The sequence below is a fragment of the Actinospica acidithermotolerans genome (assembly GCF_018139625.1).
In the GTDB taxonomy this organism is placed as follows: domain Bacteria; phylum Actinomycetota; class Actinomycetes; order Streptomycetales; family Catenulisporaceae; genus Actinospica; species Actinospica acidithermotolerans.
This window is the reverse complement of the sequence record NZ_JAGSOH010000078.1, coordinates 1-12,656: the sequence shown is the minus strand read 5'-3', so window position 1 is coordinate 12,656 and position 12,656 is coordinate 1. Positions and strand designations below refer to the sequence as shown.

14 protein-coding genes and 1 tRNA gene are annotated in these 12,656 nt (G+C 71.0%); 12 read left to right on the top strand and 3 right to left on the bottom strand.

Annotated elements, in window-relative coordinates:
* The first annotated feature begins 7 nt into the window (after nucleotides 1-7).
* From KDK95_RS23080 to KDK95_RS23065, 4 genes are all read left to right on the top strand, one after another.
* Nucleotides 8-631, top strand: coding sequence for a hypothetical protein (locus KDK95_RS23080; RefSeq protein ID WP_212520348.1), 624 nt, complete (start codon nucleotides 8-10; stop codon nucleotides 629-631).
* 13 nt (nucleotides 632-644) lie between these two features.
* Entirely contained in the window at nucleotides 645-1,376 is a 732-nt protein-coding gene (locus tag KDK95_RS23075; RefSeq protein ID WP_212520347.1) for a YcnI family copper-binding membrane protein, read from the top strand.
* Nucleotides 1,373-3,133 carry a copper resistance CopC/CopD family protein gene (locus tag KDK95_RS37810; protein ID WP_212520346.1) on the top strand — a complete coding sequence of 587 codons (1,761 nt, stop codon included), beginning with the start codon at nucleotides 1,373-1,375 and terminating at the stop codon, nucleotides 3,131-3,133. Before KDK95_RS23075 ends, KDK95_RS37810 begins: the two co-directional genes overlap by 4 nt.
* Before the next feature lie 106 nt (nucleotides 3,134-3,239).
* Entirely contained in the window at nucleotides 3,240-3,695 is a 456-nt protein-coding gene (locus KDK95_RS23065; protein ID WP_212520345.1) for a hypothetical protein, read from the top strand.
* Here KDK95_RS23065 and KDK95_RS23060 read toward each other — a convergent pair.
* Together KDK95_RS23060 and KDK95_RS23055 are read right to left on the bottom strand one after the other, a co-directional pair.
* Nucleotides 3,692-4,987, bottom strand: a complete 1,296-nt coding sequence (locus tag KDK95_RS23060) for a glycoside hydrolase family 18 protein (protein ID WP_212520344.1) — start codon at nucleotides 4,985-4,987, stop codon at nucleotides 3,692-3,694. The genes KDK95_RS23065 and KDK95_RS23060 overlap by 4 nt on opposite strands.
* Before the next feature lie 140 nt (nucleotides 4,988-5,127).
* Nucleotides 5,128-6,513, bottom strand: coding sequence for a hypothetical protein (locus KDK95_RS23055; RefSeq protein ID WP_212520343.1), 1,386 nt, complete (start codon nucleotides 6,511-6,513; stop codon nucleotides 5,128-5,130).
* Nucleotides 6,514-6,782: 269 nt separating this feature from the next.
* Between KDK95_RS23055 and KDK95_RS23050 the strand changes: the two genes are divergently transcribed.
* The 5 genes from KDK95_RS23050 to KDK95_RS23030 all read left to right on the top strand — a co-directional run bounded on the left by KDK95_RS23050 (nucleotide 6,783) and on the right by KDK95_RS23030 (nucleotide 10,846).
* The gene (locus KDK95_RS23050) at nucleotides 6,783-7,952 is read left to right on the top strand and encodes a phosphotransferase family protein (protein ID WP_212520342.1); all 1,170 of its coding nucleotides are present in this window, start codon (nucleotides 6,783-6,785) and stop codon (nucleotides 7,950-7,952) included.
* A gap of 59 nt (nucleotides 7,953-8,011) precedes the next feature.
* Entirely contained in the window at nucleotides 8,012-8,737 is a 726-nt protein-coding gene (locus KDK95_RS23045; protein ID WP_212520341.1) for a hypothetical protein, read from the top strand.
* Between the two features lie 147 nt (nucleotides 8,738-8,884).
* Nucleotides 8,885-10,033: a helix-turn-helix domain-containing protein gene (locus tag KDK95_RS23040; RefSeq protein WP_307844584.1), complete on the top strand. Its 1,149-nt coding sequence runs from the start codon at nucleotides 8,885-8,887 to the stop codon at nucleotides 10,031-10,033.
* A gap of 26 nt (nucleotides 10,034-10,059) precedes the next feature.
* Nucleotides 10,060-10,653 carry an oligoribonuclease gene (gene orn / locus KDK95_RS23035; protein ID WP_212520340.1) on the top strand — a complete coding sequence of 198 codons (594 nt, stop codon included), beginning with the start codon at nucleotides 10,060-10,062 and terminating at the stop codon, nucleotides 10,651-10,653.
* Nucleotides 10,654-10,773: 120 nt separating this feature from the next.
* Nucleotides 10,774-10,846 (top strand) — tRNA-His (locus KDK95_RS23030).
* Nucleotides 10,847-11,018: 172 nt separating this feature from the next.
* Here KDK95_RS23030 and KDK95_RS23025 read toward each other — a convergent pair.
* The gene (locus tag KDK95_RS23025; protein ID WP_212520339.1) at nucleotides 11,019-11,498 is read right to left on the bottom strand and encodes a hypothetical protein; all 480 of its coding nucleotides are present in this window, start codon (nucleotides 11,496-11,498) and stop codon (nucleotides 11,019-11,021) included.
* 153 nt (nucleotides 11,499-11,651) lie between these two features.
* On the opposite strand from KDK95_RS23025, the gene KDK95_RS23020 reads away from it, so the two are divergent.
* The 3 genes from KDK95_RS23020 to KDK95_RS23010 form a co-directional block, all read left to right on the top strand.
* Nucleotides 11,652-11,933, top strand: coding sequence for a metal-sensitive transcriptional regulator (locus KDK95_RS23020; protein WP_212520338.1), 282 nt, complete (start codon nucleotides 11,652-11,654; stop codon nucleotides 11,931-11,933).
* A 41-nt stretch (nucleotides 11,934-11,974) separates the two neighbouring features.
* Nucleotides 11,975-12,304: a heavy-metal-associated domain-containing protein gene (locus KDK95_RS23015; protein WP_212520337.1), complete on the top strand. Its 330-nt coding sequence runs from the start codon at nucleotides 11,975-11,977 to the stop codon at nucleotides 12,302-12,304.
* 27 nt (nucleotides 12,305-12,331) lie between these two features.
* Nucleotides 12,332-12,656: cation transporter (locus KDK95_RS23010; RefSeq protein ID WP_212520336.1), on the top strand; the 325-nt coding region annotated here is incomplete at its 3' end.

The following is a 12,656-nucleotide window of genomic DNA, read 5'->3' as shown; positions in this document are numbered from 1 at the left end:
GGGGGCCATGCACTTCGGTGGAACCACGGCCAGGGCGTTTCGGGCGGCGTTGTTCGCGCTCGTGTGCGTCGGCACGGGCACCGAACTGCACCGGCTCGCGAACGGCAGCGACCCCGGGTGGGTCGGGCCGATGCTGGCGCTGCCGATCGTCTGGCTCGCGGCCTACGGGTTCGCGCACAAGGAGCGGTCGCCGCTGACGGTCACGGCGGCCCTCGGGCTCGGGCAGCTCGGGCTGCACGTAGAGCTCGGGTGGTTCTGCCCGAAGACGATGCCGGGGATGCCGGGCTACGCGGCGGGCACCGACCACGGCGCGGCCGCCATGATCCTGGCGCACGCCCTGGCCGTCCTCGTCGGCGGCTGGTGGCTGGGAAGCGGGGAGCGGGGCTTCTTCGACCTCTGCCGCGCCGTCGGGCTGCTCGTGGCCCCGGCCGCCGACCTCCTCGCCGGACGGTTCGCCGCCGCGCTCGGCGTCGTGCCGCCCTCGCCGCTGCGGCGCGGAATCCACGTCACGGCACGGCGCACGACATCGCCGCCGGCCGGTCCGGCGCCCAGTCCGCGGGTGCTGCGCGGGCCGCCTGCGTTCGCCCTGCTCAGGATGAACAGGAGGTGTCCCGTCAACTCTTCTATGTAAGGGCTTTAACTTCATGCTGCCTTCCTCCGGCGTGCCCGCACGCCGTCGCGCCGCCATCGTCGGCGCCCTCACGCTCGCCGGACTGGCGATCGCCGCCACCGCGTCCGCCCACGTCACCGTCAGCCCGGCCTCGCTGCCGCAGGGATCGACCGCCGAACTCACCTTCAAGGTGCCGAACGAGGAGTCGAAGGCGGACACCGTCTCGCTCCAGCTGCAGATCCCCACCCAGTACCCGATCGCCCAGGTGCTCGCGAAGCCGGTCCCCGGCTGGACGATCGCCGTGCACACGGTCACCCTCGCCAAGCCGCTGACCACCGACGACGGCACGTTCACCACCGCCGTCAACGAGATCGACTGGACCGGCGGGACGATCCAGCCGGGCCAGTACCAGGACTTCCAGATCTCGGTCGACCCGCTGCCGAGCGACACGACGCAGCTCGCGTTCAAGGCCGTGCAGACGTACTCGAACGGCGACGTCGTGCGCTGGATCGACCTGAGCACGAGCGCCAACCCCGACCCGGACCATCCGGCGCCCGTGCTCACGCTGACGCCCGCGGCCTCGGCGACGGCGACGGCGTCGTCCACTACCGGCGCCACGTCCGCCGACGCGGTGGGCAGTACCGGCAGTCCGTCATCGAGTGACGGATTCGGCGTCGCCGGCCTCGTGCTCGGTGCGATCGGCGCCGGGTGCGGCGTCGCGGCGCTGCTGTACGTCCGCAAGACGCGGCGGAGCGAGAATCCGTGACCTCGCGTCCCGTCCCTGGCCCGGCGGGCTTCCGCCGGGCCAGGGCCCTCCTCGCCGCCATAGCCGTCGCAGTCGGACTCGTCCTCGCGGTCGCGGCTCCCGCGTCGGCGCACGCCACGCTCGAGGGCTCGGCCCCCGCGGCGAACGACATCGTCTCCCGGGCGCCGAGCCAGGTCACGCTGACCTTCGACGAGGCCGTGGGCGTCAGCGCGGACAGCATCCGGGTCTTCGACCCGAACGGCGACCGCGTCGACGACGGCAGCACGAAGGCGACGTCCGACCCCGACGTGATCGAGATCGGCCTCAGGTCAGGCCTGGGCTACGGCACGTACACGGTGGCGTGGCACGTCATCTCCGCTGACTCGCACCCGGTCGAGGGCGCGTTCGTGTTCTCGGTCGGCACGGCGTCGGCGACGAAGGTGAACGAGAACACGATCAACGTGAAGTCGAGCACCGCCGTCGGCTTCTTCTACGGAGCGCTGCGCTGGCTGGGCTATCTGGGCTATGCGCTGCTGTTCGGCGGATTCGCCTTTCTGGCGGTGTGCTGGCCCGGCGGTGCGTCCGATCGGCGGTCGTTCCGGCTGTTGGCGATCGGCTGGACGGCGTCACTCGCGTCCGCGATCGGAGTACTCGTCGTACAGGGCGCCTATGCGGGAGAACTACCGCTCGGCAGCGCGCTCGACACGAGCGTGCTCAGCGGCACGCTCGGCACCCGCTTCGGGCAGGCCGTCGTCGCGCGACTGCTGCTGCTCGCCCTTGCCGCTCCGCTCCTCGCCGCCACACTGAACCGGCTGCCGAACGCGACCGCCCGAGGCCGCACCTACTTCGTCGCAGTGATCGGGTTCCTCGGCGTGCTCGGCGCGGCGACGTGGGCCGCGGCGGACCACGCGTCGACCGGTATCCAGGTTCCGATCGCGGTGTTCTCCGACCTCGTTCACCTGACCGCGATGGGACTCTGGCTCGGCGGCCTGGCGATGCTGCTGCTGGTCGTCTGCCGGCCGGCGACGGACTCGACCCGCGATCTGGCCACGGCGGTGACGTCCGTTCAGCGCTTCTCGCGGCTGGCGCTCGCGTGCGTCGGCGCTCTGGTGGCGAGCGGCATCTACCAGACCTGGCGCAACGTCGGCTCGTGGGCGGCGCTGAGCAATACCCCGTACGGCCGAATGGTCGTACTGAAGATCGGCGGCCTGTGCATCCTCGCCGGACTTGGCTGGATGGCCCGCGACTGGATCCGGCGCACGGTCGAGCACACCGGCCGCGTCGCCGTCGCGCAGGCCCAGCGGATGGAGCCGGCCGGCCTGCTGGCCAAGCTGCGCCGCTCCGTGGCGCTGGAGGCGGTCGTCGCGCTCGTCATCCTGGGCATCAGCTCGATCCTGGTCGAGAGCCAGCCCGGCCGCACGGTCGAGGCGGCCCAGACCGGCCCGACGAACGTCACGCTCGACTACAACACCGGCACGGCCTCCGGCACCATCACGATCTACGTGGGGCCGGGCACCGAGGGCCAGAACCAGACGCACCTCTACCTCAACGACGCGAAGGGCCTGCCCTACACGGCGGCGGAGCTTACGGTTCAGTTCACCCTTCCGGCTGAGAAGGTCGGCCCGCTCAACGCGACCGTCATCCGGGACGGGCCCGGTCACTACGTGGACCAGCCGCTCACGCTGAGCTTCCCCGGGACGTGGACGATGAGCGTGACGATCCGCAGCGACGACTTCGACGAGACGACCCTCAACGTGCCGGTGAAGATCAGCCCGTGATCTGACGGGCGCTCAAGCGGCCTGTCGGGGCGGCGCAGGCGCTCTCAGCGGGCTGATGCGGCCGGGATGGCCCGGAGTTAACCCGGGGGCTCTATCGTCTGCAGGCATGGCGCTAGAGCCCGAGGACGCGATACCGCAGGAGTACCTTCCGGAGCAGCCGGAGCCGGCCGCTCGGATAGAGGAGGGCACGGCCCCCGCGAAGGAGATGAGCGACGCGGCCTTCCTTGGCGTCGTCGGCGTGCCGTGGATCGCGGGAGCGGCCTGGATCGAGTGGAACAACTTCCCCAGTTGGTGGGTGTCGTCGCTGCTGCTGACCGGGTTCGGTCTAGCGGCGAGCGGATTCAGCCGCGGTAAGTACGCGGACGTGCCACGGCTCAGCTCCCTGTTCGTCGGCGTCGGCGTCTACATCTACGGCCTCGTCGTCGCGGACACCGTCTCGCTGCGCGTCTGGCTCGGACTGTGGCTGCTCGTCGCTTTTCTCATCTTCGGCGCGGGGCTCCCGAAAACTGAGACCCCGGACCCGCAGCAGGAGCCGCGGGACCGGGGTCCCTCAGAGTCTTAGTACAGCGAGCTCGCGAGGGCGTTCGTCAGCGCGCCGTCGCTCGTGTCGCCGTCGAGCGACCACACCGAGGCGCCGCGCAGACCCGCGAGGTCGATGTATATGCCCTTCTCCGCGATGGTCTGCGGGGTGTCGTACGTGTAGAACGTGCCGGAGGCCGGGTCGTACTTCCAGATCGACGCCGTCACCGGGTCGTAGTGCACCGTGCCCGGCTGGTTGACGACGACGTTGTACGCGGCCTGGTCCTCGGCGGAGGCGCCCGTCGCGCTCTGGTACAGCCCGTTGTCCACGTTCGCGACGCCGGTCCATGCGTGCGCGTAGTACGGGATCTCCAGCGAGATCTTGTCCGCCGGGACGCCGTGCTGTTCGTAGTACTGCACGGTCTGCACGATGGAGAACTTGTCGTTCGAGGCCTGCGGGTCGTTGGGGTCGGGCAGCAGGTTCGAGCTGAAGTCGGTCTGGTTCTCCCAGCCGCCGTGGAAGTCGAGCGTCATCACGTTGAACCAGTCCAGCGACTTCGCCAGCTGCGGGAGCTGCAGCTGCTGCGCGGCGGCGTACTGGTTCGGCGAGACGTCGGCGGTCAGCACGTAGTGCTCGTCGTTGGCCTCGCCCGCCTGGTTCACGGCGCTGCGGAAGGTCTGCATCAGCGCGGTGAAGTCGGGGGTGTCCTGCGGCCCGTACGGGTTGTTGTCGCCGGGCTCGTTCGGATACTCCCAGTCGATGTCCAGGCCGTCGAAGATGCCCTTCGCGGCGCCCGGCGCGAGGCCCGGGATGTTGCCGTTGAGGTACTGGTCGACGCATGAGTTCACGAAGGCCTGCCGGCCGGCGGCCGTGGAGGCGATCTTCGAGAACTGACCCGACCAGGACCAGCCGCCGATCGTCATCACGATCTTCAGCTTCGGGTACTTCGCCTTGAGCTCGCGCAGCTGGTTGAAGTTGCCGGCGAGCGCCTGCGTCGAGGTGTCCGCGACGCCGTCCACGGCCTGGTCCGCGGTGAAGGGCTTCTGGTAGTCGGCCCACGAGTCGCCGGAGGTGCACAGCCCGTCGGCGGACACGCTGGAGAACGCGTAGTTGATCTCGGTCAGCTTGCTCGCCGCGCCGTCGCCGATCAGATCCTTCTCGAGGAAGCCGCTGTAGATGCTCCACTGGGTGAAGAAGCCGATCGCGACCTTGTTTCCGTGCCCGGCGTCGGCGGGTGCCGCGGACGCCTGCGCGGCGCCGGGCAGTGCGACGTCGGCGGCGAGCACGGCGGCCGCGACCAGCAGCGGCGCCAGTGACCGTCTGAATATGCTCATGTGCGCTTGCTCTCCTCGGTACGGGGCGAGCCTGAGGTGCGGGCAGCCTGAAGTGGACTAGACCTGTTCGCCGACAGGTATAGTCCACTTTCGGCCGCGGTACAAGAGCAACGCGGTCCGGCGGGTCGGAACGTGGGGATTCAGTGCTTGCGACGGTAGGCGCGCAGCGAGAACGGACGGCGGATCACCAGGCCGAATCCGACCAGGAACACGCCGCTCGCGCCGAGCACCATCCCCTCGCTGTGCACGCCCTCCGAGCTGACGGTGTCGTCCGCCACCAGTTCCGCGGACAGGCCCGTCGAGGTGGCGTCGGCCGACGAGGTGCCGGGCGCGCCGGCGCCGTCGAGGCCGCCCGGCTGGCTGTCGCTCACCCCGGGCGGGTTGATCTCGGAGGCGAGCTTCGAGAGCGTCGAGTACAGCTGGCCGTCGGCCGGGCTGCCGGGGATCAGGCCGGAGCCGCTCACCCCGTCGTACCGGAAGGGCGCGAAGCCGTTGTCCAGGAACGCGGACAGCGGCGCGTCGACGACGTAGCGCGCGACCGTGCCCGGGTGCGCCTCTTCGTAGTAGTCGAACTGGGTGTGCGCCGAGTCCGCCCAGCCGGCGAAGATGATGGTGTGCTTCACGGAGAGCAGGATGTCGCCGGGGAGCAGGTCGCTGGACGCGATGGTGTGCGAGACCAGGTTCAGGTTCCCGGTCCAGAAATCCGTGTTCTGATCCAGCGCCCAGGCCATCGACACGTAGCCGGAGCAGTCCTGCCGGTAGGTGCCGTTCTGGTTCGTGTACCACTCGGTCTGGCTGTAGGGCACCTGCGCCTCGACCCACAGCTGCGCTCGCGCGATGATCTCCGCGCGGGTGATCGTGCCGTGCGACAGCTGGTACGAGGAGTCTCCCGGGGGCACGGCGGTGTACGCGTAGTACCCAGAGGTCCCGTCCAGGTAGTAGCCCGGGATCGACGCCGCGTCCGCGCCCGGCTGCGTGCCGGTGGCCAGCGCGGCGGCTGTCGTGGCCGCGGCCGTGGTCTTCTTCGTGGTGGGCGTGGCGCCGGCCGACTTCGTCGCGGTGCGCGTGGCGCTCGCCGACGCGGATGCCGACTTCGTAGAGGTTCCAGTCGCAGTGGCCGTCGTCGTCGCGCACTGCGTCGCGGTCGCGGTCGCGGTGCCGCCGGCCGAGGTTTCGCGCGTCGCGGTGCCCGTCGCGGAACCCGTCGCGTCGCCTGACGCGGTGCCCGTCGGCGTGGCCGAGGCGGACGCGGAATCCGTGGCCGTCGCGCTCGCCGTCGGCGTATCCGTCGCCGAATCAGTACCCGTCGCGCTCGCTGAGCCGCTCGCCGTCGCAGTCTTCGTCGACGAGGCCGTCGCCGTCGCCGTGCTGCACGACGTGGGCTGCGCCGTCGCTGCAGCCTCCGCCGGCAGCGCGAGCACCGTGCCGTACACCAGGGATCCGGCGCCCACGGAGAGCGCCACGGCGGCGGTCAGCCTGCGCGGCCTGGTGAAGGATGTCGTGTCCTGGTTCCGCGGTCTTGTCACGACCTCTCCCGGTGGGTATGCGCACTCTGCAGCTCTTGCCGGGGACCAACCTAGCAACGCCGCCGTATCTCGGGGAGGGGGAGATCCGTAACAGGAGGGAAATACCGTTCCAAGCCACCCCTCTAGCCAACCGGCTCGCGTCGCATTACGTTGCGAGCGGGGCGCGCGCTGTGAGCGCCCCGTCCTGATACCCGCCCGGAGCGGTCGGCTCGGGAACGGCCACCGGGGGGATCAGAGACTTCAATACTTCATAGAGCTGGGAGCTGCCGGTGAGCATCGGCGCCATGGACGGCCCGTCCCCGAACCATCAGCGCAGCGCCACGGGGGTGGCCGCCGAGACCTGGTCGGACACGGTCGTGGGACTCGACCTGCCGAGACTGACCCGCTATCTCGCGGTCCGGCTGCCCGGTTCGATCAGACCGCCGCTGCGCGCCATGCCGCTGCCCGGCGGCCGGTCCAACCTCTCCTACGAGCTCTGCGACGCCGACGGTCGGGTGCTGGTGCTGCGCCGCCCGCCGCTGCCGCTCGGCCCCGGCGGCCACGTCCCGGTCCCCGCCGCGCTGGCCGCGCCGGCCCCGGAGACCAGCCGCTCGGACATCCGGCGGGAGTACCAGGTCATCAGGGCCATACATCAGACGCACGGCCGGGCCGGGCGGGTGCCGGTGGCCGAGCCCTACCTGCTCTGCCAGGACACCTCCGTGATCGGCGCGCCGTTCTTCGTCACCGCCAAGGCGATCGGCACCGTCTACCGTTCGGAGAAGCAGTGCGCGGCCCTGAGCCCCAGCCAGGCGCGGGCCGTCTCGCACGGACTGCTCGACATCCTCGTCGCGCTGCACCTGCTCGACGTGCGCGCGACCGGCCTCGCCGACTACGCGCGCACCGACCAGTTCCTGATCCGCCAGGTCGACCGCTGGGACCGGCTGCACGCGGCCAGCGCGAGCCGCGAGGTGCCCAGGCTGGCCCGGCTGGCCGCGGCGCTGCGCGCCGGGGTGCCGGCGAACGGCCGGATAGCCATCCTGCACGGGGACTACCGCCTGGAGAACGTCGTGTTCGACCTGGCCTCGGTCGGCCGGGTCAACGCGGTGCTCGACTGGGAGGCGGCGACGATCGGCGACCCGCTGGTCGACCTCGGCCTGCTGCTGACCTTCTGGGAGGGCCCCGACCAGCCGCTCAACCCGATCGCCTCGGCGCACACCCGTACCCGCGGCTTCCCCTCCAAGCGCCAGCTGGCCGACCGCTACGCGACCCGCACCGGATTCGACCTGAGCCGGATCGGCTGGTACATCGCGCTCAACCACTACCGGGTCGCCGGGCTGCTCGAGGTGCTGCACTACCGGGTCAGGCACGGCCTGCCGGTGCCGCCGGGCCTGGAGAAGGCCGGCAGCTGGGTCGCCCCGCTGGTGGAGAACGGCCTCTCGGCGCTCCGCGACAACCTCTGAGCCCTGACACACCTCGAATTGCCGGGCGCGCAGCCCCCGGATGTCCTAGGGTGAACCGAGTGGCGGGACGGAACGGTGCGGAAGCGGGGATTTCGCGGTTCGGCCCGCGGCGCGCCGCGAGAATCCTGGCGGGGGAGGCCGACCGCGTCTTCCGGCCGGTGCTCGTCGAGCTGCGCGCCCGCGGCTGGCGGGCGATCCCTTTCTCGCTCGCGTGCGCCGCGCTGATCGCGCTGTTCGCGCTGCTGCAGCACACCGATCCAGGCTGGTGGCTGGTCGAGCACGTCGCCGCCGTCTACCAGGCGCTTCCGGTGTGGCTGATCGTCCTGCGGCTGCCGCTGTCCATGTTCGCGCCGGCGCCGGACCTGCCCGCCTGGGGCGCCGTGGCCCAGGTGCTCGTCGTATTCGCGGTCGCCGAGGTCCAGTTGGGGCGTTGGCGCACTTTGCTGGTGGCCGTGTGCACCAATGCGCTCACCACGCTCTCCGCGCGCCTGATGTGGATCGTGAGTGCGGTGCTCGGGGTGGGCACTCCGCAGATCGACGCCTACGAACTGGACACGGGACCGTCCACCGTCGTCGTCGCGCTCTCGGTATACGTGCTGCTCAGGTGCCGCGCCTACATCGTGCTGGCGGCCGTCGTGCTCGCCATGGTGCTCGAGACGGTGCTGCTGCCGAACCTCGCGGGCCGCGAGCATCTGGTCGCGGTCGGTCTCGGCATCGCGTCCTACCTGATCGGCGACCGGCTGCCGGTCGCGCTGCGTGACCGCAGGGCCCGGCGTAGGCTGTGATACCGCTCACACCTGACGGCGTATCAGGGGCGCATCGGACGGAACCGAGTCGACAATCGAAGCGATCTTGGAATATATACGAATCCTGATCGCAAGGTCGGCCCGTCCGGTCGGCCCGAGGCCGGAGAAATCGGAGCCGTACCCATCGTGACGCCTGAGCGCGCTATCCCCCGTCCCCGCCGGGGCGCACCGCAGACGGCCGCGACGCAGCCCGCGCCGCAGCTGGCGCCGCACCGGGACCGGGGGACCGTCGCGGTGATCCTCTTCCAGCACGGTCCGCTGTTCGAGAGCTCGCTTCCGCTGACCGTGTTCGGCGTGGACCGGCGCGGCCAGGGACTGCCCTACTACCGGCTGCTCGCCTGCATGGGCGAAGCGGGACCGCTGCCCACCACCGGCGGAATCCTGCTGGCCACGCCCTACGGACTGGCCGCCGCCGAGGCCGCGGGCACGCTGATCGTGCCCGCCTGGCGCTCGCCCACCGACCGCCCGCCGGAGCCCGCGCTGGCCACGCTGCGCCGCGCGGCCAAGGAGGGCGCCCGGATCGTGGGCCTGGACAGCGGCGTGTTCGTGCTCGCCGCCGCCGGGCTGCTCGACGGCCGCCGCTGCACCACCCACTGGCTGCACGCCCCTGCCCTCGCCCGCCGCTACCCGCGCACCCAGGTGCTGCCGCGTGAACTGTGCGTGGACGACGGCGAGATCATCACCGGGGCCGGCGCCGCCGCCGGACTCGACGCCTGCCTGCACGTCGTGCGCCGCGACCACGGCGCCCAGGCCGCGGCCAGGCTGGCCAGGAGGCTCGTCTTCCCGGCCGGCCGGCGCGGCGGCCAGACCCCGTACTTCGACAACGACGTGCCCGACGAGCTGCGCGGCGACCCGCTCGCCGACGCGATGGCCTGGGCGCTCGACCACCTGACCGAGCCCCTGGACGTGGACGCGATGGCCGCCCGCGCGGCGATGTCCCGCCGCTCGTTCGACCGGAAATTCCGCGGCACCGTCGGCGTCGCGCCGCTGCAGTGGCTCAACGCCCAGCGCGTCATGTACGCGCAGCGGATGCTGGAGTCCACGGACCTGCCGATGGATCAGATCGCCATCCGCAGCGGCTTCGGCTCCCTGGTGGCGATGCGCGGCCACTTCCGCCGGATGCTCTCCACCTCGCCGACCGCGTACCGCAACAGCTTCCGCACCTCACCGGAGGAGCGCACGGCCGAGCCCGATTCGTGGGCCGGACCCGTCAAGGACGAGCCGGACGATGTGAGCGAGAACATAGCCGGGGTCGAGACTTCGGTGGATGGTTGAGCGCGCGGAAGGTTACCCTCGACTCCATGAATGACCGGCTGGTGTGGATCGACTGCGAAATGACGGGCCTCGATCTCGAGCACGACGCGCTCATCGAGGTGGCCGCGCTGGTGACCGACTCGGATCTCAACATCCTCGGCGACGGCGTGGACGTGGTGATCAAGCCCCCGGCCGAGGCCCTGGCCCAGATGAAGGACCTGGTCAGGGACATGCACACGCATTCCGGCCTGCTCGAGGAGCTGGACGGCGGGATGGACCTGGCCGAGGCGCAGCGCCAGGTGCTCGACTACATCCGGCAGCACGCGCCGGAGGCCAACAAGTCCCCGCTGGCCGGCAACACGGTCGGCACCGACCGCGGCTTCCTGGCCCGGGACATGCCCGAGCTCGAGGGGCACCTGCACTACCGCGTCGTGGACGTCTCCTCGATCAAGGAGCTGGTGCGCCGCTGGTACCCCCGGGTCTACTTCCAGGCCCCCGCCAAGACCGGCAACCACCGCGCGCTCGGCGACATCAGGGACTCCATCGAGGAGCTCAGGTACTACCGGGCCACGGTCTTCGTCCCGCTGCCCGGCCCGACCTCGGACGACGCCCGCGACGCGGCGGCGAAGCTGGCCGGCTGAGCCGCTTCCGGACCCGCTCCCGGCCCGCTCCGGCGGGGCGCGGAAAACCTGTACCTGAGCACCCCTGCGGACCCGCTACACTAGTGCGAGTGCCGAGCCCCGCAGGGGTGCGGAACGATGGTGGGTGTAGCTCAGTTGGTAGAGCACCTGGTTGTGGTCCAGGTGGCCGCGGGTTCGAGTCCCGTCACTCACCCTTATCAGTCCGGCCCTCATATCGAGGGCCGGATTCTTCTTTCCCCACAGATACTTCCCCACAGGTACTTCCGCTCAGCTACTTCTGCTCAGCTACTTCCGCGCAGCTACTTCTGCTCAGCTACTTCTGCTCAGCTACTTCCGCGCAGCTACTTCTGCGCAGCTACTTCCGCTTAGCGACTCGACCTGAGGACCGCGTGCAGTTGCCGCGCCTGGCGGGTCTCATCCGCCGCCACCTTCACGCCGTCGTGCTTGCGCGCCTCCGCCGCCATCCCCGGCCAGCTGCAGGCGGCGAGCACGCCCACGATGACGAAGGCGCCCGTCAGCCCGCTCATCCCGTGCGCCGCGGCGACGAACGCGAGCACGATGAACGCCAGGCCCCCGATGCCGATGATCCGCCCCCATATCCGCCACTGCTGCCGCGTCCGCATCGTGACCGGTATCGCGGCGACCGTCAGCCGCACCTGCCGACCGCAGGTCCCGCAGAGCACCTCCGCGGTCGTGCTGCCGTCCGCCGGGCGACGCGCCGCGCCGAGCGAGTGCAGCGCGTACCGGGTGACGGTGGTCGTCGTGCGTCCCCTCGTCGTCCTCGCACGGCCCGTCACATGCCCGAGGCGAAGCTGGGTGACGTCCGCCGGCCCCTTCGTGACCATGGTGCATGGCTCCTTCCGCTGCCGTCCCCGGGCCGCTGACGGCCCGCTGCCGGCAGCGTAGGAAGAGCGGTGGGGGACCGGTCCCGTCGACGGAGCGGGTCGACGTGGTATACCCTACAGGGGTATGGTTCGACGGACGGAAGGAGGCTCGGGATGCACGGTTACACGGACGCCAAGGACGACTACCTCAAGCGTCTGCGCCGGATAGAGGGCCAGGTGCGCGGCCTGCAGCGGATGATCGAGGAGGACAAGTACTGCATCGACATCCTCACCCAGGTCTCCGCGGCCAAGAGCGCCCTGGAGTCGGTGGCCCTCGGCCTGCTCCAGGAACATCTGGCGCACTGCGTCTCCGAGGCCATGGCCGAAGGCGGCGAGGTGGCGGACGCGAAGGTGCGCGAGGCCTCCGCGGCGATCGCCCGCCTGGTCCGCTCCTGAAGAACCCGAACACCCCGTACCAGCGAAGGATCGAACGCCCCATGACCGAGATCGAGATCACCCCGAAGCCGTCCGCGCCCGCCGGGAACGCCGCGGCCTCCGCTCCGGCTGCCGCGAGCGCCGAGAACGCCGCGCCCGCCGCCCCGTCCGCCGACATCGCGGCCGCCCCGGTCGTCGCCGTCTACGCGGTGCACGGCATGAGCTGCGGCCACTGCGCCGGCGCGGTGACCCGCGAGCTGTCCGCGATCGAGGGCGTGACCGGCGTGCAGGTGGACCTCGAGGCCAAGAAGGTGACCGTCGGCTCGACCCGTCCGCTGACCGAGGACGAGGTCCGCGAGGCGGTCGACGAGGCCGGATACGAGCTGGTCTGAGGCTGGGGCATGCGGGAGGAGCAGGCGATGGGCGCCATACGTACCGACGACCGGGTCGAGCTGGAGATCACCGGGATGACCTGCGCCGCATGCGCGGCCCGGATCGAGAAGAAGCTCAACCGGCTCGAGGGCGTGACCGCGACGGTCAACTACGCCACCGAGCGGGCGGCCGTCGCATACCCCCCGGAGGTTTCCCCGGCGGACCTGATCGCCGTCGTCAAGGCCACCGGCTACGGCGCAACCCTCCCGCAGCCCTTGGTGCCGGTCCGGCCCGCCGCCGAGGCGGCCGCCGACGCTGGGGCGTCCCCCGCCGGCGACGCCCCGCCCGCCGCCGAGGCGGCCGCCGCTGGTG